The organism is Mycobacterium sp. 2-64 (assembly GCF_035918375.1).
In the GTDB taxonomy this organism is placed as follows: Bacteria; Actinomycetota; Actinomycetes; order Mycobacteriales; family Mycobacteriaceae; genus Mycobacterium; species Mycobacterium intracellulare.
This window is the reverse complement of record NZ_CP142361.1, coordinates 4,265,294-4,285,571: the sequence shown is the minus strand read 5'-3', so window position 1 is coordinate 4,285,571 and position 20,278 is coordinate 4,265,294. Positions and strand designations below refer to the sequence as shown.

The following is a 20,278-nucleotide window of genomic DNA, read 5'->3' as shown; positions in this document are numbered from 1 at the left end:
GGGCGGTCGCTGGCGAACGAAGTCGAAAGTCTGCCTCGATCGATGTCCCGCACTCGTTCGCGACCTCTCACGCGACGCCGTGGGCGATCAGCAGGTGCCGTGCGTTGGCGTCTCCACTGATCTGGCGGTGTTCGACCGTGAGGCCGGTGCTGCGTAACGTGTCGATCACGTCCGGCACCGGACGGAGGTGAAAGCCGTGTTCCGTGAATGGCAGTTTTGCCATGACGTCGGGGTCGGCCAGTCCGATGACGAGTCGGCCCCGACCGTTTATCACCCTGGCAAGCTCTCTGAACGCTCTGTCGAGCTCGGCGACGAAGTAGATGGTGTTGACGGTGATGGCGCCGTCCAATGCCCCATCGGGAAAGGGCAACTGCGTCATGGACCCGGAATGCAACGACAGCCGCCCGGTTGCGATGTCACGGCGGTAGCGTCGCGCGGCTCGGCTGAGCATCGTCTCCGACACCTCGACACCGTGAACTCTGCCCGACGGACCGACACTGTCGAGCAGGAATTTCAGCCCCACTGCGCCACCGAATCCGACATCGGCCACCGCCGATGCTTCATCGGGTTGCAGCGCCCGCGCGGCGGCGCTCACGAAGCGCCGGTTGCCCCGATTGAGCGCCGCACCAACCAACCGCCCGCGCAGACCACTTGGATGGCCGAGCTGCTGAGCAATACCCGCCATGACCGCGTCCCGGACACCCATTTGACGACCGTAGAGCACGGACACTGATGCGGCACGGCTTATCGGATGAAGTGACTGGAGCCTGGGCAACGAAGGTGTCCGGTCGGCGGACGAATATCGTCCAGCACATCGTGACGACGCGCCGACGGCGACGTCGTGGAGTTCCGGTTCAACGTCTAGCTCCGTCCCAGACCAACGCCGGCCGCGTGATCATGGCCCGAAGGACTCGCCGGTCGACTTGTGGCATCATGGTATGCATCAAATGATGCGTATGGAGGTGTCGATGAGGACAACAGTGACCATCGACGATGCCTTACTGGCTCAGGCGGCGGAACTGACCGGCGTGACGGAGAGTGCGGCGCTTCTCCGTCAGGGATTGCAGACCCTCATTCGGGTAGAGAGCGCCCGCCGTCTCGCGGCGCTCGGCGGCACGGACCCCAAGGCGTCGGCCGCCCCGCGGCGGAGGCCGCCGACCCGTGATCCTCGTTGACACATCGATATGGATTGACCATCTGCACGTCGCCGAGCATCGCCTCGTCGGCCGCTTGACCAACGACGAAATCGGTTGCCACCAAATGGTGATCGAGGAGCTGGCACTCGGTATGATCAAGCAGCGCGACGACGTACTGAGATTGCTGTCCCAGCTGCGCGAGTTTCCGTTGTTGACGCACGCGGAAATCCTCCATCTCGTTGACCGTCGCCGCTTGTGGGGAAGGGGATTGAGCGCAATCGACGCCCACCTTCTTGGGTCGGTTGCTGTCGTCGACGGTGCACGGCTTTGGACGAGGGACAAGAAGTTGAAAGCGGCGTGTAAAGAAGTGGGTGTTGCGATCGTCGATGAGTCGTGACGTTGTTTGGAGCAGCCGTCATCCAGCTCCGCTTCAACAGTCACACAAGGAGGCGCTATGCGGTGGCGGGGCGTGTGTCACGTCGAGTTCGCGGTGTTGGACTACGACGACTCGATCGCGTTCTACGACGCGTTGTTCGGCTGGCTCGGCTACAGCAGCTTCTCGTCGCTCAACATGGAATACCAGTCGACGTATTACATGACGCGTAATGTCAACCCGCACAGCTACATCGGCATCCAACCCGCCCGCACCGGCGACAAGTTGACGCACTCCGATCAGGCGGTCGGCATCAACCACATCGCGTTGTGGGCGCGCAGTAGGGCAGAGGTCGACCGCTTCCATCGTGAATTCTTGGTCGAACGTGCGATCCCGGTCACCGACGAGCCGAAGGAGTACCCGCAGTACTGGCCCGGCTACTACGCGGTGTTCTTCGACGACCCGATCAATGGGATTCACTGGGAATTGGCCTGGGTGCCGAAAGTCCCTACGCCTCGCCAACTTTGGGCGTTCTATCGCGCGATTCGTGCCTTCGCGAAGAGTCGGCCGGACCTGGCGAACACGGTCCCGGGCGTCACGATGCAGGCCAGGAGAACCCTGCCGGCCCGATGACCGCCGCCGTTGTCGGGGGTGGCGCTTAGCATCCTTCCCGCACGACACCCACACCGCCGGGGCCCGCAGGAGGACCGCATGAAGTTCGTATCGACCCGCATCATCACCGCCGACGTCAAGCGCCTGGTGGGTTTCTACGAGATGGTCACCCAGATCGCGGCCGTGTGGGGCAACGAGTTGTTCGCGGAGATTCCGACCCCGGCCGGCACGCTGGCCATTGGTAGCGACAAGACGGTGCCGCTGTTCGGGGCGGGATCGGCCGAGCCGGCGGCGAACCGGAGCGCAATCGTGGAATTCATCGTCGAGGACGTGGACGCCGAGTTCGAGCGGCTGCGCGAGCGTGTCACCGAGGTCGTGACGACGCCGACGACCATGCCCTGGGGCAACCGCGCGCTGTTGTTCCGGGATCCCGACGGAAACCTCGTCAACCTGTTCACTCCGGTCACCGACGAGGCGCGCGCGAAGTTCGGGCTCTGATCGCCGGGCGCCGCGATGAGGCGGTCGACGGACCTGCAGGTTGCAGATGATCCGCAGAACTACTTGCCCGGATCCCGGTCCAGGGAAATCCTGGGGAGATGACGATTGTCAAGCGAACGGGACCGTGGCCGCGGCGGGCTGCGCGCGTGCTGGTGAGCAGCGGGTTGGCATTGTCCGCGTTGGGGCTGGCCGGCGGCCCGGGCGCGCAGGCGGCGCCGGCGCCCACCGACCACTGGTGCCCGGGCGAGCCATGGAACCCGGCCTGGGGCAACGTCTTGGACTGGGACTGGAATCGCTGCCACGAGTGGCAACATCCGGGCGGCCCGACCGCCCCGTCGGGCTGGGGTCCCTGGGGCCCCCCGCCGGCGTGGGCGCCGCCGCAGCCACCTCAACCGGCGTGGGCGCCGGGGGCTCAACTGATGTGGAACCCGACCGACGCCGATTGGGGCCTGTGGAACAACGGGATATGGACGCCCATCTGAGCAGGCACCGTCTCGGGCCAAGGCCGCTTTGATCAGACGCGATTGGCGGCGCTAACGGTCAACCCTCCCGGGGCTAGGGTGAACTGTGGCCGCAGACGACCGCGCCGAGCCGCCTGAGGGGCCGGAATGCGGGCCCGACGCGCTCGAGGAGCGCGAAAGGGCCCTGGTCCGGCAGGAGGCTGAGCTCCGAAAGCGTGAATTTCTTGCCGGCAAAAGGGACGGGATTGCCGACCAGCGCGACCAGATTGCCGACGAGCGCGAGCGGGCGGCGGACGAACGAGAGCAGCGCGCGGACGAACGCGAGGGCACGAGCGAAGAGCAGGAACGCGCGCGACTGCGGCGCGCCGATGAAGGGGTGCAGCGCGCACAGGCGCGCGCGGAGCGGGACCAGGCCGACGTTGACCGCGAGATTGCGCAAAGCGAACGGGGCCCTGACCCCGCCTGATGGGTGACGCGACCGAGGTACCCCTGGACGGCATCGCCTAAATGCGGGCAATTTGCCGCCAAAAATATACCCGTGTGTAATAAATTTGCTTTAGCTGCGGCACAGGTCATTGTTGGTTTACCGAATGACGTGCGCCACAAATTTTGGTTGGCAATATATGTTATTGCTAGCCTCGCTGCCCATGGTCGTTATTGCTACATTGATGTCGTTGATCAATCAGGTTTCCGGCACGCCGTATATCGCGGGCGGAGATTCTCCCGCCGGGACCGATTGTTCGGGACTCGCTTCGTGGATTGCGAATGCCGCAACCGATAGGCCAGTTTTTGGGGATCGATTTAATACCGGAAACGAAGAAGCGGCGTTGCTGGCGCGAGGGTTCCAATACGGGACCGCGCCCAACGCCTTGGTCATCGGATGGAACGGTGGCCACACCGCGGTGACGCTGCCCGACGGGACGTCGGTGGCCAGCGGTGAGCGCGGCGGCGTCCACGTGGGCGGCCCCGGCGCCTACCAGGCCGGATTCACGCATCACATGTTCCTTCCGATGGAGTTGGAGGACGCGTTGCCGCCGCCGCCGGACGCCGCTTTGCCGCCGGACGCGTTGCCGCCGCCGCCCGACGCCCCTCCGCCGGCGGACGCTTTGCCGCCTCCGCCCGACGCTCCTGCGCCGGCGGACGCGCCCGCGCCCCCGCCGGAAGAGCCCGCCGTTTTGATCGACGCTCCGGCACCGCCGATGGACACCCCGCCGGCACTTTAATTGTATTTGTCCGACAGCGCGGTAATTGCGGATTCATAACAAATGAAATGCGTGCCGTCGGCCATTTATCGGTTCTTTCCGACGATTGGCGGCGGCCATCCCGACGGGCCGGCACAATAGTGAAATGACACGATCGCCGAGTCGTGTGTGAGCTACGACACTGCCTTCGGAAAAGTGGCGGAAGTGCGCGCCGCGGCGAAAGTTTCTCATGGGTTGCTTGTGACTCGTGAGAACACTTTGCTGCCGCGTTCGCTGACCGGAAACGCGCCCGACACCCCGCCGCAACAGTGCCCGCCGCCAGATAGGCTGGCGCTGCCTGCGGTGCGGGCACACCGAAATCGGCGAACCGAGGCGGGGCCGCAATGATCTTCATCGTCGTCAAGTTCGAAACCAAACCCGAGTGGACGGACCGGTGGCCTGAACTCGTCGCCGCGTTCACGGCGGCGACTCGTGCCGAGGAGGGCAACCTGTGGTTCGAGTGGTCGCGCAGCCTGGACAACCCGGCGGAGTACGTCCTGGTGGAAGCGTTCCGCGACGATGAGGCGGGCGGTGTCCACGTCAACAGCGATCACTTCAAGCGGGCCATGCACGAACTTCCGCAGGCGTTGAAGTCGACGCCGAAGATCATCAACCAGACGCTCGATGCCACTGGGTGGTCCGAGATGGGCGAGATGTCGGTCGGCTAGCCGCCGGCCACGGATGTCGGCGGCCGGCCAGACACCCTTCCCCCCAAGCTAGCCGGCCACCACGATCTCGATTTCGTCGCCCAGCGCGTATCCCGGTGTGAGCGGCAGGCTCTCACCGCTCCAGAACGAGCCGGGGTCAAACCAGTTCGAGTACTTCTCCGTGGCCATCAAACCCATTTCCTCGTAGGTGATGGCCACCGTTTCCGCGCAGTAGGCGGCCTCCAGGCCGAGGCGCTGGCGCTCCTTGCGCCGCAGCGTCGACTCTCGAACTTTCCTGTCCACGACCGGGATTCCGCGCGCCCAGTCGTACGCGTTCGGCAGGCGGCCGCGCAACCACCGGCCGGTCAGGCGCATGGTGGTCGGAAACGCGGTGCCGTCCATGCGGGCGATGACGCGCAGCAGCTTGTTCTCTTGCTCGCGGTTGGCCGGCGGCGTCAGCTGGCGCAGCCAGCACCGCTGGTGGTAGCGCTGGGTCCACTGCAAGACGGACTGCTGCAGATCGTTGAGTTGCACGCCCCGGTGGTTCGTCCCCGTCCACAGGTCGGCGAGCTTGTCACCCAGTTCGGCGTGCCAGATCAGCGGCGGCAAGTCGTCAATGGCCACCGTCATTCCCACGTGGTTCACCGGGGCGTTCGTCAAGGTCTGGATGGCACGGTCGGGTCCCGAACCGCCGCGAAACAGCCAAAGATCGCCCGTACGGGTCTCCTCGAGCGCTTGGTTCAAGGTGAGCATGGTTGTGTAAGCCCGTTCGCCGCTGCGGCTTTCGCCGGTCTCCTCGTCTCCTGAGCCCGCCTGCGCGTCGCGGTGCCGTGCCTCGCGGGCACACCAGTCAATCACAACCAGCGCGCGACGACGGGGACTACGCATAGCCTGGTCTCATGCGCAGTGTGTGGAAGTGGCTGGGACTGGCCGGTGCCGCCGGCGTCGTCGCCGGGGGCGTGCTGGTGGCTCGCGACCAGCGCAAGCGGCGCGCCTACACCGCCGACGAGGTCCGCAATCGGTTGCATCAGCGGTTGGCCGAATACGAAGGGGGAGGCCTTCAGTCCGGGCCGGGATCGGCCGAGGGCTCAACGGCGAACAACCGATAGCTGCCCGAAAAACCCTTCAGCTCGACGTCGCGGCCGCCGTCGAAACGGATGCCCTCGGACTCCGAAAGCGCGTCCCGCACCGGCTGACTCACCAAGATCTCGCCACCGGCGGCTTGTGCCGCGACCCGCGCCGCCATGGCGACATTGCGGCCGAACAAGTCATCGCCGCGGCGCACCGACCGTCCCATATGGATGCCGATCCGAACGCGAATCTCCTCGTGCCGCTTGCGGTTTGCATCCCTGCGCAACGCGCGTTGCAGGTCGATCCCGCAGCGCACCGCCTCTTCGGCGCGCGCGAAGGCGATCATGAATCCGTCGCCCTGACTCTTCACCACGTGCCCGGACCGCCGCTGCACCAGATCCGAGACCAGCTTGTCGTGCGAGCTGATCAGTTTGACCCACGCCCGGTCCCCGATGCGCTCGTTCAGCGCGGTGGACTCCTCGATGTCGGAGAACAGGATCACCACCCGGCCGTCCGGCGTGACCCGCGCGAGGTCGGGCCGTTCGACCTCGGCCCAGTCCGCGAGGTCTTCGATCGAGCTGCGCACCGCCGCCCCGAAGCCCTCCTTGCGCACCAGGTTGGCGGTGTTCCACACCGTCTTCACGGCTTCGCGGCCGCCCGACAGCAACCAGCTGCGGGCGTCGTTTCGCTGGCGCAGCTCGTCGAGCTCGCGCTGACTGCGCGCGAGCAGCTGCCACAGCACCGCCAACCCGATGGCCTCGATCGCAGCAAACCCGGCCAGAATGTAGACCGAGACATGCAGCGCGTCACCCATGCCGGTCATCCTTGCAAGGCCGCGGTCCGGCTAGGTTGTCGGCCCTGTGAGCAGTGTCTAGGGTTGAGGCCGCCGGCCGCGGGTAGTGATCTCAGGGGCGTCCCATCAGGTGACTTTCGGGAGGAGCGGTTTTGGCCGACGGCGACGGTGATTCATCCGACCTGCTGGTGATCTTCGGAATCACCGGCGACCTGGCGCGCAAGATGACGTTTCGCGCCCTGTATCGCCTCGAGCGTCGCGACGAGCTACACCACCCGATCATCGGCGTGGCCAGCGACGACATCACCACCGAGCAGCTGCTGGACCGGGCGCGCGACGCCATCCAGAAATCCGGCGAGAAGTTCGACGACGCGGTGTTCGACCGGCTTGCCGGCCGGATCTCCTACTTGCACGGCGACGTCACCGATGCCGATCTCTACAAGCAGCTCGCCAAGGAGATCGATTCGGACGCGCATCCGCTCTACTACCTCGAGATGCCGCCGGCGCTGTTCGCGCCCATCGTGGAGAACCTGGCGAAGGCCGACCTGCTGGAGCGGGCGCGGGTGGCGATCGAGAAGCCGTTCGGCCACGACCTGGAGTCGGCGCGCGACCTCAACGCCCGGCTGCGCGCGGTGCTCGACGAAGACCAAATCCTGCGCGTGGACCACTTTTTGGGCAAACAACCCGTCGAAGAACTGCAGTACCTGCGCTTCGCCAACAACGGCCTGGCGAAGCTGTGGGACCGCGAGAGCATCTCCGAGATCCACATCACCATGGCCGAGGACTTCGGGATCGAGGACCGCGGCAAGTTCTACGACGCGGTGGGAGCGCTGCGCGACGTCGTGCAAAACCATCTGCTGCAGGTGCTGGCGCTGGTCGCCATGGAGCCCCCGGTGGGCGCCGGCGCCGACGACCTCAACGACAAGAAGGCCGAGGTTTTCCGGGCCATGCCCGCGCTGGACCCGGAGCGCTGCGTGCGTGGGCAGTACCGCGGTTATACCGAAGTCGCCGGCGTGGCAAAGGATTCCACCACCGAGACCTACGTCGCGCTGCGCACCGAGATCGACAACTGGCGCTGGGCCGGCGTGCCGATCTTCCTGCGCGCCGGCAAGGCGCTGCCGGAAAAGGTCACCGAGGTCCGGATGTTCCTGCACCATGTCCCCGGGTTTTCGTTCCTGCCCAACCGTCGCCCACCCGATCCCAACCAGATCGTGCTGCGCATCGACCCCGACCCCGGGATGCGGCTGCAGCTGTCCGCTCAGGTCGGCGATTCGTGGCACGACGTTCACCTGGACTCGTCGTTCGCCGAGGATCTCGGCGAGCCGGTACGCCCCTACGAACGGCTGCTCTACGCCGCGTTCAACGGAGATCGCCAGCTGTTCGCCCGCGAGGACGCCATCGAAGAGACGTGGCGGATCGTGCAGCCGTTGCTGGACAAGCCGGGTCGAATCCACCACTACGACCAAGGCTCCTGGGGGCCGGAGGCCGCCGAAGCGCTGGTGCGTGGCCACCACGCCTGGCAGGAGCCGTGGCTGCCGCGCAGCACGGCCACGAAACAGTAAGGAGACCAGGGACAGCATGCAGCTTGGGATGATCGGCCTCGGCCGGATGGGCGCCAACATCGTCCGACGCGTGGTCGCGGGAGGACATGAATGCGTGGTGTACGACCACAACCCCGACGCGGTGGAGGCGATGGCGGGGGAGGACAAGACCACCGGGGTGTCCTCGCTGCAAGAGCTCGCCGAGAAGATGACCGCGCCGCGCGTCGTATGGGTGATGGTGCCGGCCGGGACGATCACCACCGGGGTGATCGACGAACTGGCCGAGACACTCGAGTCCGGCGACATCGTCATCGACGGCGGGAACTCCTACTACCGCGACGACATCAGCCACGCAAAGACGCTGTCGGAGAAGGGCATTCACTTCCTGGACTGCGGCACCAGCGGCGGGGTGTGGGGCCGCGAACGTGGGTACTGCCTGATGGTCGGCGGCGACGACGAAGCGTTCGCGCGCGCCGAGCCGATCTTCGCCACCGTCGCGCCGGGCGTCGACGCGGCACCGCGCACACCGGGCCGCGACGGCGAGGTCGCGACGTCGGAGCAGGGGTACTTGCATTGCGGGCCGGCCGGCGCCGGGCACTTCGTGAAGATGGTGCACAACGGCATCGAGTACGGCATGATGGCCTCGCTCGCCGAGGGGCTGAACATTTTGCGCAACGCCGACATCGGCAAGCACGTCCAGGAAGGTGACGCGGAAACGGCGCCGCTGTCGAATCCGGAGTTCTACCAGTACGACTTCGACATCCCCGAGGTCGCCGAGGTGTGGCGGCGCGGCAGCGTCATCGGGTCCTGGCTCTTGGATCTGACGGCGATCGCCCTGCACGAATCCCCGGAGCTGAAGGAATTCTCCGGGCGCGTCTCGGACTCCGGAGAGGGACGGTGGACGTCCATCGCCGCGATCGACGAGGGAGTCCCCTCGCCGGTGCTGACCACCGCGTTGCAGTCGCGCTTCGCCTCGCGTTCGCTCGACGACTTCGCCAACAAGGCGCTTTCGGCGATGCGTAAGCAATTCGGCGGGCACGCGGAGAAGCCGGCGAACTGACCGAACTGGTCAGTGGCGTTGGACGAATTTCACCACGGCGTCGCTGAACGCGTCGTTGTCGTCGCCGGCCGCGGTGTGCCCGGCGTTGGACAGCTCGACGAACTCCGCGCGCGGCACGGTGGCCAGGAAGTGCCGAACGCCCTCGGGGCTCACCACGTCGGAGAGCTTGCCGCGGATCAGCAGGACGGGAATCCTCAGGTTCTTGGCGGCCTGCTCGAAGCTCTCGGTGCGCAGTTCGGGATCGTCGCCGGGCTTGGTCATGAACGCCGGGTCCCAGTGCCAGTACCAGCGGCCGTCGCGCAGGCGCAGGTTCTTCTTCAGCCCCTCGGGGCTGCGGGGCTTGCTGCGGTAGGGCAGGTAGGCGGCGACGGCGTCGGCCGCTTCCTCCAGCGACTCGAACCCCTCGAGGCCGCTGAACATGAAATCGCGGATGCGGGCGCTGCCGCCCTTCTCGAAGCGGGGCACCACGTCGACCAGCACCAAGCGGGTCACCTTCGCCGGGCCGGCCCGGTGCGCGGCGAGGATGCCGGTCAACCCGCCCATGCTCGCCCCGATGATCGTCACCGGCCGCCCGATCGCGTCCAGCACCCGAAGGACGTCGGTCGTCAACGTCTCGATCTCGTAGTCGGCATCGGGTGAGCGATCGCTGTCACCGTGCCCGCGGGAGTCCAGGGCCACCACATGCAAACCCTCGTCGGCCAGCCTCTGACCGGTGTTCTTCCACGAAAACCGGTTCTGGCCGCCCCCGTGCAGCATCAGAATGCTCGGCCGGCCGGCGGCATCGGTGCCCCGATTCCATTCGTCGGCGATCAGGGTGATGCCCTTGGCGCCGGCAAACTCAACCGTCTGGGGGCTGCTGCTGACGGTGCTCATGCGTCCTGACGTTACATAGGTCGCATAAGCACTCTTGCGCGGGTCGACGGCGCGATGACTTTCCGTGTTCGCGGGGGTCTGTCTGTCGAACCCCCACGAGCGACCCAGGAGGCCATGCACATGCCATCGATCACCCCGTCGTTATGGTTCGACGACAACCTGGAGGAAGCCGCCGGCTTCTACACCTCGGTGTTTCCGAACTCCCACATTGAGGGGCTCAACCGGACCACCGACGCCGGACCTGGGGAGCCCGGCACCGTCCTGTCCGGCAGCTTCGTGCTCGACGGCGCCCGGTTCATCGGGATCAACGGCGGTCCGCACTTCCAGTTCAGCGAGGCGGTCTCCTTCACGGTCCACTGCAAGGACCAGGACGAGGTCGACTACTACTGGGACCGGTTGACCGACGGCGGCGAGGAATCGCGATGCGGCTGGCTCAAAGACCGCTTCGGCCTGAGCTGGCAAATCGTCCCCGATCGGCTCTACGAATTGATCGGCGATCCCGATCGCGCCCGGGCGGCGGCCGCCACCCAGGCGATGTACGGCATGCGCAAGATCATCATCGCCGAGCTGGAACGGGCCGCGGAGGCGTCCGGCGACCCCGCGCGGTGATGACTCACTCTGACCGCGAAACCCCCTGAGGCGGGCCATATTTGACGAATATCCCGCGCCGGTCGGTGCATCGCGGAGTCCCACGGGTTAGGTTTGTCCGTGCGGACGCGCCGAACAGGAGTGGATATGGCGGACAACGCGAGATGACCGAGCCGCGGTGGATCGACGTGCCGGGGCCGCCCGGGGATCTCAAGGCGCTGACCTGGGGACCCGCCGACGGTCCGATCGCCCTATGCCTGCACGGCTTTCCCGACACGGCCTACGGCTGGCGCAAGATGGCCCCGCTCCTCGCGGCGGCGGGCTGGCGGGTCATCGCGCCGTTCATGCGCGGATACGCGCCCTCGTCGATTCCCGAGGACGGCAGCTATCACGTCGGGGCGATCATGGACGACGCCCTGCGCGTGCGGGCGGCCGCGGGAGGAACCGACCGCGACGTGGTGATCGGTCACGACTGGGGTGCGCTGGCGGCCACCGGCCTGGCCGCGATGCCCAACAGCCCGTTCACCAAAGCCGTGATCATGTCGGTGCCGGTCTCGGCCGCGTTCCGGGGGCAGGTGAGCGAGCGGGGCCGGCTGGCCCGTCAGCTGCCGCGCCAGTTGTTGCGCAGCTGGTACATGTTTTATTTCCAATTGCCTTTGCTGCCAGAGCGTTCCGCGCGCTGGATCTTGCCGCTGCTGTGGCGGCGATGGTCGCCGGGCTATCGCGGTGCCGACGAGGATCTGCGGCACGTCGACGCCGCGATCGGCACGCCGGAAAGTTGGCGCGCGGCCCTGGGGACCTACCGGGCCACCCTGCGCAACACCAAGCCCCCGCAGCGGTACGCCGAGCTGAACGAGCGCTGGACCGAGGCGCCCATCCTGCCGAGCTTGTATCTGCACGGCCTCGACGACGGTTGCATGACTCCGGCTTTCGCGCACTGGACGGAAAAAGTGCTGCCGCCCGGAAGCGACGTGGCCATCATCGATCACGCCGGGCATTTCCTGCAGCTCGAACAGCCCGAGAAGGTGGCCGAGCGGGTGCTTGCGTTCGTCGGCCCACCCGGCTGACGCGATGACTGCGCGCCGGATGGCGACCGTCGATGCGCAGTTCTACTGGATGTCGGCGAAAATCCCCAGCGACGAGTTCCTGCTGTACGCCTTCGCCGGCGAGCCCGCCGACCTCGGCCGTGCCGTCGAACAGGTTCGCCGCCGGGCGAATGGTTGCCCCGCCCTGTCGGTGCGGGTCCACGACCGGTCCTTACTGAGGTATCCGCAGTGGGTTCCCGCTCGGGTGGTGTCGGAGCAGATCGTGCGCCACGAACCCGTCGAGCGCAGCTGGGGTGCGTGCCTGGAAGCGGTCGCCGGCCTCGCCAACAGCCAGCTGGACGTTCGCCGGATGCCCTGGCAGGTGCACCTGTTCACGCCGGTGGACGGCATCCCGGGCGTCGACGGCCCGGGCGCGGTCGCGGTCGTGCAGCTCGCGCATGCGCTGGCAGACGGGGGCCGCGGTGCGGCGATGGCGGCCTGGCTGTTCGGCCGGGACGTTCCGGTGCCCGAGGTGCGACGGTTGCCGGCGGGGTTCCTGCCGTGGCGGACCGTGCAGGCGGCCCGCGCCGACCGCCGCCGGGTCCGCGATATCCGCGCGGGCGTGCTGACGCCCGGTGCCGGGCCCCGCCCGCTGTTGCCGACGAATGCCCGCCCGAACGGCGCGCGCTCGGTGCGCACGCTGGTGCGTCCCCGCGCGCAGCTTCGCGGGCCCACGGTAACCGTCGGGGCTCTCGCCGCCGTGTCGACCGCGCTGTATCGACTGCTGGGACCGGGATCCGAGACGTTAGGGGCCGAAGTCCCGATGGCCAAACCCGGTGTGCCTCATGCCAATAACCACTTCGGGAATGTGGTCGTCGGGCTGTACCCAGAGCTTGATCTGGATGCGCGGCTGCGGCGGATCGCGGCCGAGTTGGCCGATGGCCGGCGCCGGTTCGAGCATCCGGCCACGCGGGCCGCCGACCGGGCCTTCGCCGCGGTGCCCGCGCCGCTGCTGCGTTGGGGGATCAACCAGTTCGACCTCGACCAGCGTCCGACGCAGGTGGCCGGCAACACCGTGGTGTCCAGCGTTTACCGCGGCGCCGCCGACCTGAGTTTCGGCGGCGCCCCGGTGGTGCTGACGGCCGGATATCCGGCGCTGTCGCCGATGATGGGTCTGACGCACGGCGTGCACGGCATCGGCGACACCATCGCGATCAGCGTGCACGCGGCGGCCTCGGCCGTTGCCGATATCGACGCCTACACGGCGCTGCTCGACGAGGCCCTTTAGCTATTGCGCGTCGCCGGATCTGGCCGCTTCCTCGCGGGTCAGGCCGACGGCGACGATGAGTTCTTCGTGCAGCTCGAACCACACCGTGTGGTAGGAGTCGACCAGCGGCCTGGCCAGCCAGGAGGTCTCCCCGGCCTTGATTTTGTCCAATGCCGCAGCAAGTTTCGTCGCGTAGGCGTTGAGCCGGGGCAGTTGGGCCGCGGCGGCCTCGACGATCGGCACGGCGCGGGCGTGCACGTCGTCGAGGCGGGCGAGCACGGCGGCGTCGTACTCGGCGTCGTCGTGGGTGTTGGGAACGCCTCCGGGGCCTCCCCTGAGCTGCCAATCCGTCACGAGGCGCTTGAAGTCGGCGTTGACGGCGCGAAAGTCCTTGTACGCGGCGGCCATCGCGCCCGCATCGATGCCCTCGCGCTCCTCGGCCAGCAGCGTCGCCAACCGGTCGCTGCCGGCGCGGGTTATCTGCACGGTTGCGCCCTCGGCCAGCAGGCCCGCCGCGGTCAGTTGCTCGACGATGGTAGTGATGTCGCCGGGATCGGCCCCCAATGTCGCGGCCAGATCGGTTCTGCTCACCCGGCCCTTGAGCCGGACCCCTTGCAGCACATCCAGTTCGGTCATGGCGCCGCCCTCGCGGCCAGCCGCAGCGCGGTCAGCATGACGATCAACGGGGTGGCCGAGACCACGTCGGTGTGTCCGCGGTCGATCGCGGCGCGCACGGCGGCCTCGGAGTTGTCGTCCAGCCGCGGATGGTCGCCGGTGACGTGGGCGCGCAGCGGGCTGACGCGTCGCGCGATGTCGGCCAGCTGGCGCAGCTCCGGCGAATCGTCTTCCGACCACGCGGACAAGGCCAAAAGGCCTTCGCGCACTTCACCTTCGGCGCCATCGACGGTGATCTGTCTGCCTGCCAGCGACGCCGCCACGCCCTGGCCGCAGCCCACCACCGCCACCCGGCCCAATTCGCGGCTGACCACCGCCGCATGACTGGCGGCGCCACCTACCTCGGTGACGACGCCCTGCGCCGCCAGCATGCCCGACACGTCTTCGGGCCGGGTGTGATCGCGCACCAGGATCACCCGTTCGCCACGGTCGGCGGCACGCAGCGCCTCGTCGACGTCGGTGTATGCCGTGCCCGACGCCACGCCCGGGCAGGCCGGCAGCCCCTTGGCCAAAAGCGGCGCCGCCAAGCGTATTTCGGGCTGAAGCGCGGGAAGCAGTAGGGTCTGCACGTGGGCCGGGGTCACCCGCCGCAGTGTTTCCGCGTCGTCGATGAGTCCCTCGTGCCGCAGCTGCAGCACCGTGCGCACCGCGGCCTGCGCCGACCGCTCCGCCGCCCGGGTCTGCAGCAACCACAGTTTGCCGCTTTCGACGGTGAACTCGATCTCTTGGACGTCGGCATCCAGCCGCTCGAGGGTGCCGGCGGCGGCGACCAGCTCGTCGTAGACGGCCGGCTGCTCGTCGCGCAGCGCGGTGATCGGTTGCACCTCAACCGATCCCGACACCACGTCGTCGCCCTGGCCGCCGGGGAGCCACTCGCCGAACGGCTCGTTGTCGCCGGTTATCGGATTGCGTGAAATGAATGCCCCGGCACCGGAATTGGGGCCGTAATTCCCGAACACCATGGCCTGGACGACCACGGCGGTGCCGTGCTGATCACCGAAACCGTAGTGGGTGCGGTAGGCGACCGCGCGGGGCGAGTTCCACGAGGCGAACACGGCCTCCACGCCGGCGCGCAATTGAGCGTACGGGTCGGACGGAACGTCGTGCTGCTCACCGCCGCCCACGATGCGGCGGTACATGTCGCAGAACCGCCGGCGGGTGTCGCGGGCGAACGTCGGGTCGCCCGCCGCCAACGCCTGCTCGACGTCGTCGTTGATGCCAAGGTCCAAGATGGTGTCCATCATGCCCGGCATGGACTGGGTGGCGCCCGAGCGCACGCTGACCAGCAGGGGATTCGGTCCCCGTCCGAACGTGCGCGAGGTCTGGGTCTCCAGCCAGCCCATCCGGTCGAGCACGTCGTCCCAGATGGCGTCCATCGTCGCCGCGGGGTCGGCGAGGTACCGCAGCCCCACCGCGGTGGTGATGCAGAAGGCGGGCGGCACCGGCAGCTGGTGGCGGCGCATCGTCTGGATGCCGTGGCCCTTGTTGCCCAGCAGTTCGCGCGGGTGGTTCGATGCGCCGTCCAGCAACACCACGGGATGCTCGGCACGCGTGGCCCCGCTCGACGCATGGCGGTGGGCGCCGCTACCTGATGCGGTGCGAGCCGTGGTGCACCCCCTTTGTGGACTTAGCTACCGATGCCGACGTCGGAACGCCCGCTATGTTCCCACACGTACCAGCGGATAAAGCGCCGTAGCTGCTCGGCGGCTCTTGTCTTGCCACCCGCCCCATGATCTAGGTTTACAGCTATGACTTCATATGACACGTTCCATGACGTCGGAGTACTGATCCTGCGGCTGGTGTTGGGCGTGACGTTGGCCGCGCATGGCTACAACAAGTTCTTCGGCGGCGGCCGCATCCCGGGCACCGCACGGTGGTTCGAGAGCATCGGCATGAAACCCGGAAAGTTTCACGCCACGGTGGCGGCGACCACGGAAATGGCCGCTGGCCTGGGCCTGGCGGCGGGTTTGCTCACCCCCATCCCGGCCGCGGGCTTCGTCTCGCTGATGCTGGTCGCGGCCTGGACCGTGCACCGCGCCAACGGCTTCTTCATCGTCAAGGAGGGCTGGGAATACAACCTGGTGCTCGCCGTCAGCGCGGTCGTCGTGGCCACGCTGGGCGCCGGGAAGTACAGCCTGGACTACCTGGTCTTCGGGAAGAACTGGATGGACGGCTGGCACGGCCTGCTGATCTCGGTGGTGCTCGGCCTGGCCGGTGCCATCGGCCAGCTGGTCATCTTCTATCGGCCGCCGGCCAAGCAAGCCGGCTAGCCACGGCGCCCCCGCGCCGAACGTCGAGTTGTTGGGCCGACACGCCGGCGACGCGCGCAACTAGTCGACGCTCGAGGCCGCCACGGTCGCCGTGTCGGCCGCGGTCACCTCGGCCGCGGCGCGCTCCCCGGAGCGGATCGCGCCGTCGACCCACCCGCACATGACGGCCGAGCTCTCGGTGCCGGCCCAGTGGATGCGGCCGCAGGGTTCGCGCAGGGTGTAACCGAATTCGGTCAGCACGCCGGTGGGCGCGTGGCTGATCATGCCGCCGCCGGAATAGCGCTCCACCGTCCAGTTCTGTTCGTGGAATTCGCGGTAATCGTTCGCCTTGCTCCCGAAGCGGTCGACCAGCTCGCCGATGATGACCGCGTGGCGTTCCGCCTCGCAGAGCCTGCCGAGCCGTCGCGCCGCGGGCCCCTCGCTGATGACGCACATGACCCCCGGGTTCCCGGTGTCGGTGCAGGCGTCGATGGTCAGCGTCGCCGGGCATCCCGGCGCGGCCGACTGGCCGGACAGCCCGTCGGCCCGCCAGAAGGGCTCGTCGTAGACGACCGAGATCTTGACGACCGCGCCGCTCGGCATGCGCTGGTGCAGAAACGCCCGATCCACCGGCAGGGCCGGTTCGTAGGCGATCGACGTGGCGATCGCCAGCGGGATCGCCACGATCACCCGCCGCGCCCGCACCGTCATGCCCTCCGCGCTGACCGTGACGCCGTCGGCGTCCTGCGCGACCTGTCGGACCGGCCGCGACAGGTGCACCGCATCACCGAGCTCGGCGGCGATCTGTCGGTAGATGGCGCCCATGCCGCCGACCGGGCGGGCGTCCTGGGAGCCGCCCTTGCCGGAAATGGCGAACGTCGGGCCGCCGGCCGATCCCGTCTGCAGCAGCGCCCACAGCAACGACGTCTCGGATCCCGCCGAGGTGTACAGGCCGGACAGGGCCATGTCCAGCATTTGCCGGGCCGCCTTGGACAGCGTGTGCTTCTCGATCCACTCGCCCAGGCTGATCCGGTCCCACGCGGCGGCTTGCGTTGCCTCCCAAGGGGCTTCGCGCGGGAGCGCTTTGCACATTCTCTCGAACGACATCAGGGCGAGGCCCAGGTTGGTGACGGCCCACGGGCTCATCGTCCAGGGGATGGTACCGCCGTAGCGGTGCTTCTTGCCGCCGACGATCATCATCGCGTCGCCGTCGTTGTGCTGCTTGTACTCCGGCACGCCGAACTCGTTCATCAGCGCGTAGATCCGGTCCTGGCCCGGGCCGATCCACGCGCCGCCGCGGTCGATCCACGTCCCGTCCGGGCGGGTCTCGGTGAAGGTGCGCCCACCGACCCGGTCGCGCGCCTCCAGCAAGGCCACCGATCGGCCGGCCCGCTTGAGCCGCAAGGCGGCCGTCAGGCCCGCGAATCCCGCTCCGACCACGCAACAATCGACGTCGGACATGGCCGGCTCCTCACCGTAGTCCCGCCCCAGCAGCAAACTACACCGACGGCGGCGTCCGCGACAGCGAGTTCACCCGGATTTCCGAGACGACGGTGTGGTCGGCGGCTCACGGAACCACGGGCACATGCCGGTCGTCGGCGGGGCCGTTGTTACCGAACTCGCCCGGCGGCGGGGGCGGAGGCACCACCCGTGGCGACCGCTGCCGCCCACACTTGCCTTGACGAGGGAAGCAACCGCAGTTGAGGCCGATGATGCAGCCAGCGAATCCCGCACCGCCAGCGCGGCTTTCGGGCGAAGCCGGAAGCGAATGCGCCGGCGCCCCGCCGAACGAAGTGGCCGTCGTGGTGATCGACGGGCCCGCCGACGTCGCGACGACACCGTCGTCGCATCCGACCGCCGAGACAAGCAGCGCGGCACCACCGAGAATTGTGAGGGTCTTCGCGACCAAGAATGTGGACAAAATTTCTCCCTGAAATACAAGGTCCCGCGCGTACACCCGCCGATTGAGAGAGGTGTGCGGTGGCGCGTGAGCAGCAGGAGTTAACGTCGATGCGTCTGAGCGGCCGTCGCGCATGGCATGACGGCCGGTCTTGGCCGATCAGCGTCTGGAGACGCAGAGCCGGGTGAAAAGATCTTGGGCGCCAAGGGAAGTGCCGGGTGTACACGGGTCGACGCCGTCGGCTCGCCAACTCGACATGGATGAAGCCGGCGACGGTGACCACGGCGGCGCCGGCGTCCAGCGCGGCGAATTCGCTTGCCGGCCATGAGGTGCGGCCGCGGTCGCGGGAGGCTTGTGGTACTCGGCGGACAAACCCTGGTCAGGAGCCGGGTGGTCGTCGTGGCCAATAGCGGCGACCACCGGATGCGGGGCCGCGGTCGCGGGAGGCTCGGACCCCGCTGACTCCGAGCGCGACGGGCCGGATCCGACGACCGCGGCTAGCAACACCACCATGGCGGCGATCGCAATGACCGGGGGCGACCGTCGCGGTCTGGTTCCGTCGTTGAACCACACAATGATTCGATTCTAGCGACGGCGCGCTGGGCGCCGCCGAAACTCTGGCCGATCTCATATGTGCCGACCGTGGCCATACAGGCGGCAGATCAGTCCGGTTCGCCGTACTCGTCGAACCAGTACGCCAGTTTGCCGCGGCGACTCACCGCGCGGAGCCTGCGCTCGGTGGGGGCGCGCGTCTTGGGTGTCGTGACGATCAGCAGCTCATCGCCGGCCTGGATGCGGGTGTGGGGCTGGGGGACGAAGGTGCGGCCCTTCCGGATGATGAGCGTGATGACGGCCGGGTCGGGTAGCCGCAACTCGAGCACCGAGACGTTGTGCAGCCGCGACGGTGGCGACACCGTCATCGTCAACAGTTCGGCCTCCAACACGTCCAGCGGCGCCGCTTCCACCTGGATCTCCCTCGTGGCTTCACGCGAGATCAGCCCGATCCTGTGCGCCAGCAGGCTCAATCCGGGGCCCTGGATCAGGGTGAACACCACGACCAAAATGAACACGATGTTGAGCAGCCGGTAGCTGTCCGCGACCCCTTCGACGATGGGAAACGTCGCCAGCACAATGGGGACCGCGCCGCGCAACCCGGCCCACGAGAGGAACACCTGCTCGCGCCAGGGCACCCGAAACGGGGCCAGGGAGATCAAGACCGAGAGCGGCCGACCGAGCAACAGCAACACCGCGCCCACGACGATCGCCGGGATCAGTTCGCTGCCCAATTGGCTCGGGCTCACCAACAGGCCGAGGAGCACGAACAGCCCGATCTGAGCCAGCCAGCCGAGCCCCTCCGCGAAGGACCGGGTCGCCGAGCGATGGGGCAACCCGGAGTTCGCCAATATCACCGCCGACAGATACGCGGCGATGAACCCGCTGGCGTGGGCGCTGGCGGCCGCGGCGAACGCCACCATGCCCAGCGCAAATGTCGCCAACGGATAGAGGCCGGAGGCCGGCAGCGCCGCCCGTCGCATCGCGAAGGCGCCCAGCACGCCGCTGAACAGGCCGACCGCGACGCCGACGACCAGCTCGTACACCACGCCAGTCGCGGCGGTTCCCGGCGCCAGCGTCATGGGGGTCGTGCTGAACATGAGCACGAGAATCGCGGCGGGCGCGTCGTTGAATCCGGACTCGGCCTCGAGAAGACCGGCGAGGCGCCTGGGCAGCGGTAGGACGCGCAGGACCGAGAACACCGCGGCGGCATCGGTGGGCGAAACGATCGCCCCGAGCAACAACGAGAGCTGCCAGTTGATGCCGAGCAGCAGGTGCGCGCCCGCGGCGGTGATCACCATGCTGATGCCCACCCCGAGGGTGGCCAGCACACCCGCGGGTGCCAGCAGCTTGCGGATGTCGGCGAACCGCGTCGTCAATCCGCCTTCGACCAGAATGACGGCCAGCGCCGTGGTGCCGAGGTCGCTGGCGAGCTGGACGTCGTTGAATTCCAGCCCCAGCCCGTCGTTGCCGAGGGCGACGCCGACCGCGAGGAACAGCAGCAGGCTGGGCAACCCCACTTTGGCGGCCGCCCGGGTGGCGACGATGCTGGCCAGCAGCACGAGGCCCCCGACCAGCAGCGTCACGTACAGCTGCTGCAAGGTCATGTTGTTCATCGCCGTTCGGTCGCGGCTCAGGCCAGCGAAGTCGGGTTGTGTGCAAGTGAATCACTAGTAACACTAATGACTAGCTGGGGTACACGCCGACCAGCCGTCA

23 protein-coding genes are annotated in these 20,278 nt (G+C 67.7%); 14 read left to right on the top strand and 9 right to left on the bottom strand.

What is annotated here, in order from left to right:
- Window positions 1–67: 67 nt before the first annotated feature.
- Window positions 68–730 carry a class I SAM-dependent methyltransferase gene (locus tag QGN31_RS19840; protein ID WP_014384000.1) on the bottom strand — a complete coding sequence of 221 codons (663 nt, stop codon included), beginning with the start codon at window positions 728–730 and terminating at the stop codon, window positions 68–70.
- Window positions 731–968: 238 nt separating this feature from the next.
- On the opposite strand from QGN31_RS19840, the gene QGN31_RS19835 reads away from it, so the two are divergent.
- The 5 genes from QGN31_RS19835 (at window position 969) to QGN31_RS19815 (ending at window position 3,101) form a co-directional block, all read left to right on the top strand.
- The gene (locus tag QGN31_RS19835) at window positions 969–1,175 is read left to right on the top strand and encodes a type II toxin-antitoxin system VapB family antitoxin (RefSeq protein WP_026071432.1); all 207 of its coding nucleotides are present in this window, start codon (window positions 969–971) and stop codon (window positions 1,173–1,175) included.
- On the top strand, window positions 1,162–1,533 hold the full coding sequence (locus QGN31_RS19830) for a type II toxin-antitoxin system VapC family toxin (protein WP_014941408.1): 372 nt from the start codon (window positions 1,162–1,164) through the stop codon (window positions 1,531–1,533). The genes QGN31_RS19835 and QGN31_RS19830 overlap by 14 nt, the downstream gene beginning before the upstream one ends.
- Window positions 1,534–1,590: 57 nt before the next feature.
- Window positions 1,591–2,142 (top strand): VOC family protein, encoded by a 552-nt coding sequence (locus QGN31_RS19825; RefSeq protein ID WP_038535279.1) that lies wholly within the window; start codon window positions 1,591–1,593, stop codon window positions 2,140–2,142.
- 78 nt (window positions 2,143–2,220) lie between these two features.
- A complete protein-coding gene (locus QGN31_RS19820; RefSeq protein ID WP_009953435.1) occupies window positions 2,221–2,619 on the top strand; it encodes a VOC family protein in 399 nt (132 codons plus the stop codon).
- Window positions 2,620–2,717: 98 nt separating this feature from the next.
- Window positions 2,718–3,101, top strand: coding sequence for a hypothetical protein (locus QGN31_RS19815; RefSeq protein WP_014941409.1), 384 nt, complete (start codon window positions 2,718–2,720; stop codon window positions 3,099–3,101).
- 73 nt (window positions 3,102–3,174) lie between these two features.
- Here QGN31_RS19815 and QGN31_RS26385 read toward each other — a convergent pair whose 3' ends face one another.
- A complete protein-coding gene (locus QGN31_RS26385) occupies window positions 3,175–3,519 on the bottom strand; it encodes a hypothetical protein (protein WP_442792208.1) in 345 nt (114 codons plus the stop codon).
- 151 nt (window positions 3,520–3,670) lie between these two features.
- Here QGN31_RS26385 and QGN31_RS19805 point away from each other — a divergent pair, with 151 nt between their 5' ends.
- Entirely contained in the window at window positions 3,671–4,303 is a 633-nt protein-coding gene (locus QGN31_RS19805) for a peptidoglycan endopeptidase (RefSeq protein ID WP_371286264.1), read from the top strand.
- Window positions 4,304–4,665: 362 nt separating this feature from the next.
- Window positions 4,666–4,989: a putative quinol monooxygenase gene (locus tag QGN31_RS19800; RefSeq protein ID WP_009953431.1), complete on the top strand. Its 324-nt coding sequence runs from the start codon at window positions 4,666–4,668 to the stop codon at window positions 4,987–4,989.
- A 48-nt stretch (window positions 4,990–5,037) separates the two neighbouring features.
- On the opposite strand, the gene QGN31_RS19795 is transcribed toward QGN31_RS19800, so the two are convergent.
- On the bottom strand, window positions 5,038–5,721 hold the full coding sequence (locus tag QGN31_RS19795) for a hypothetical protein (RefSeq protein WP_014384004.1): 684 nt from the start codon (window positions 5,719–5,721) through the stop codon (window positions 5,038–5,040).
- Between the two features lie 146 nt (window positions 5,722–5,867).
- Here QGN31_RS19795 and QGN31_RS19790 point away from each other — a divergent pair, with 146 nt between their 5' ends.
- Window positions 5,868–6,077 carry a hypothetical protein gene (locus QGN31_RS19790; RefSeq protein WP_014381976.1) on the top strand — a complete coding sequence of 70 codons (210 nt, stop codon included), beginning with the start codon at window positions 5,868–5,870 and terminating at the stop codon, window positions 6,075–6,077.
- On the opposite strand, the gene QGN31_RS19785 is transcribed toward QGN31_RS19790, so the two are convergent.
- Window positions 6,029–6,862 (bottom strand): adenylate/guanylate cyclase domain-containing protein, encoded by an 834-nt coding sequence (locus QGN31_RS19785; protein ID WP_014941410.1) that lies wholly within the window; start codon window positions 6,860–6,862, stop codon window positions 6,029–6,031. The two genes, QGN31_RS19790 and QGN31_RS19785, sit on opposite strands and share 49 nt — an antisense overlap.
- A 122-nt stretch (window positions 6,863–6,984) precedes the next feature.
- Here QGN31_RS19785 and QGN31_RS19780 point away from each other — a divergent pair, with 122 nt between their 5' ends.
- A complete protein-coding gene (locus QGN31_RS19780; protein WP_014384005.1) occupies window positions 6,985–8,394 on the top strand; it encodes a glucose-6-phosphate dehydrogenase in 1,410 nt (469 codons plus the stop codon).
- A gap of 16 nt (window positions 8,395–8,410) precedes the next feature.
- Window positions 8,411–9,433, top strand: a complete 1,023-nt coding sequence (gnd, locus tag QGN31_RS19775) for a phosphogluconate dehydrogenase (NAD(+)-dependent, decarboxylating) (protein WP_009953426.1) — start codon at window positions 8,411–8,413, stop codon at window positions 9,431–9,433.
- A gap of 9 nt (window positions 9,434–9,442) precedes the next feature.
- On the opposite strand, the gene QGN31_RS19770 is transcribed toward gnd, so the two are convergent.
- Window positions 9,443–10,306: an alpha/beta fold hydrolase gene (locus tag QGN31_RS19770; RefSeq protein WP_008254400.1), complete on the bottom strand. Its 864-nt coding sequence runs from the start codon at window positions 10,304–10,306 to the stop codon at window positions 9,443–9,445.
- Window positions 10,307–10,426: 120 nt separating this feature from the next.
- Between QGN31_RS19770 and QGN31_RS19765 the strand changes: the two genes are divergently transcribed.
- The 3 genes from QGN31_RS19765 (at window position 10,427) to QGN31_RS19755 (ending at window position 13,207) form a co-directional block, all read left to right on the top strand.
- The gene (locus QGN31_RS19765) at window positions 10,427–10,915 is read left to right on the top strand and encodes a VOC family protein (protein WP_043955617.1); all 489 of its coding nucleotides are present in this window, start codon (window positions 10,427–10,429) and stop codon (window positions 10,913–10,915) included.
- A gap of 143 nt (window positions 10,916–11,058) precedes the next feature.
- Window positions 11,059–11,961: an alpha/beta fold hydrolase gene (locus QGN31_RS19760; RefSeq protein ID WP_008254405.1), complete on the top strand. Its 903-nt coding sequence runs from the start codon at window positions 11,059–11,061 to the stop codon at window positions 11,959–11,961.
- Between the two features lie 4 nt (window positions 11,962–11,965).
- Window positions 11,966–13,207, top strand: coding sequence for a WS/DGAT domain-containing protein (locus tag QGN31_RS19755; RefSeq protein WP_043954555.1), 1,242 nt, complete (start codon window positions 11,966–11,968; stop codon window positions 13,205–13,207).
- Here QGN31_RS19755 and QGN31_RS19750 read toward each other — a convergent pair whose 3' ends face one another.
- Window positions 13,208–13,822 carry a hypothetical protein gene (locus QGN31_RS19750; RefSeq protein ID WP_009957540.1) on the bottom strand — a complete coding sequence of 205 codons (615 nt, stop codon included), beginning with the start codon at window positions 13,820–13,822 and terminating at the stop codon, window positions 13,208–13,210.
- Entirely contained in the window at window positions 13,819–15,396 is a 1,578-nt protein-coding gene (locus tag QGN31_RS19745) for a pyruvate, phosphate dikinase (RefSeq protein WP_014941413.1), read from the bottom strand. The genes QGN31_RS19750 and QGN31_RS19745 overlap by 4 nt, the downstream gene beginning before the upstream one ends.
- A gap of 213 nt (window positions 15,397–15,609) precedes the next feature.
- Here QGN31_RS19745 and QGN31_RS19740 point away from each other — a divergent pair, with 213 nt between their 5' ends.
- Window positions 15,610–16,131 carry a DoxX family protein gene (locus QGN31_RS19740; RefSeq protein WP_008254413.1) on the top strand — a complete coding sequence of 174 codons (522 nt, stop codon included), beginning with the start codon at window positions 15,610–15,612 and terminating at the stop codon, window positions 16,129–16,131.
- 60 nt (window positions 16,132–16,191) lie between these two features.
- On the opposite strand, the gene QGN31_RS19735 is transcribed toward QGN31_RS19740, so the two are convergent.
- Together QGN31_RS19735 and QGN31_RS19730 are read right to left on the bottom strand one after the other, a co-directional pair.
- Entirely contained in the window at window positions 16,192–17,571 is a 1,380-nt protein-coding gene (locus QGN31_RS19735) for a flavin monoamine oxidase family protein (RefSeq protein ID WP_043955619.1), read from the bottom strand.
- 1,101 nt (window positions 17,572–18,672) lie between these two features.
- Window positions 18,673–20,169, bottom strand: coding sequence for a potassium/proton antiporter (locus tag QGN31_RS19730; RefSeq protein ID WP_026071435.1), 1,497 nt, complete (start codon window positions 20,167–20,169; stop codon window positions 18,673–18,675).
- Window positions 20,170–20,278: the final 109 nt, after the last annotated feature.

Bases quoted from the DNA above. Each gene is read 5' to 3' on its own strand.
- QGN31_RS19835 (WP_026071432.1), top strand. From the start codon at position 969: ATGAGGACAACAGTGACCATCGACGATGCCTTACTGGCTCAGGCGGCG.
- QGN31_RS19825 (WP_038535279.1), top strand. From the start codon at position 1,591: ATGCGGTGGCGGGGCGTGTGTCACGTCGAGTTCGCGGTGTTGGACTAC.
- QGN31_RS19820 (WP_009953435.1), top strand. From the start codon at position 2,221: ATGAAGTTCGTATCGACCCGCATCATCACCGCCGACGTCAAGCGCCTG.
- QGN31_RS19815 (WP_014941409.1), top strand. From the start codon at position 2,718: ATGACGATTGTCAAGCGAACGGGACCGTGGCCGCGGCGGGCTGCGCGC.
- QGN31_RS19805 (WP_371286264.1), top strand. From the start codon at position 3,671: ATGACGTGCGCCACAAATTTTGGTTGGCAATATATGTTATTGCTAGCC.
- QGN31_RS19800 (WP_009953431.1), top strand. From the start codon at position 4,666: ATGATCTTCATCGTCGTCAAGTTCGAAACCAAACCCGAGTGGACGGAC.
- QGN31_RS19795 (WP_014384004.1), bottom strand. From the start codon at position 5,721: ATGCTCACCTTGAACCAAGCGCTCGAGGAGACCCGTACGGGCGATCTT.
- QGN31_RS19790 (WP_014381976.1), top strand. From the start codon at position 5,868: ATGCGCAGTGTGTGGAAGTGGCTGGGACTGGCCGGTGCCGCCGGCGTC.
- QGN31_RS19785 (WP_014941410.1), bottom strand. From the start codon at position 6,862: ATGACCGGCATGGGTGACGCGCTGCATGTCTCGGTCTACATTCTGGCC.
- gnd (WP_009953426.1), top strand. From the start codon at position 8,411: ATGCAGCTTGGGATGATCGGCCTCGGCCGGATGGGCGCCAACATCGTC.
- QGN31_RS19770 (WP_008254400.1), bottom strand. From the start codon at position 10,306: ATGAGCACCGTCAGCAGCAGCCCCCAGACGGTTGAGTTTGCCGGCGCC.
- QGN31_RS19765 (WP_043955617.1), top strand. From the start codon at position 10,427: ATGCCATCGATCACCCCGTCGTTATGGTTCGACGACAACCTGGAGGAA.
- QGN31_RS19760 (WP_008254405.1), top strand. From the start codon at position 11,059: ATGACCGAGCCGCGGTGGATCGACGTGCCGGGGCCGCCCGGGGATCTC.
- QGN31_RS19755 (WP_043954555.1), top strand. From the start codon at position 11,966: ATGACTGCGCGCCGGATGGCGACCGTCGATGCGCAGTTCTACTGGATG.
- QGN31_RS19750 (WP_009957540.1), bottom strand. From the start codon at position 13,822: ATGACCGAACTGGATGTGCTGCAAGGGGTCCGGCTCAAGGGCCGGGTG.
- QGN31_RS19740 (WP_008254413.1), top strand. From the start codon at position 15,610: ATGACTTCATATGACACGTTCCATGACGTCGGAGTACTGATCCTGCGG.
- QGN31_RS19735 (WP_043955619.1), bottom strand. From the start codon at position 17,571: ATGTCCGACGTCGATTGTTGCGTGGTCGGAGCGGGATTCGCGGGCCTG.
- QGN31_RS19730 (WP_026071435.1), bottom strand. From the start codon at position 20,169: ATGACCTTGCAGCAGCTGTACGTGACGCTGCTGGTCGGGGGCCTCGTG.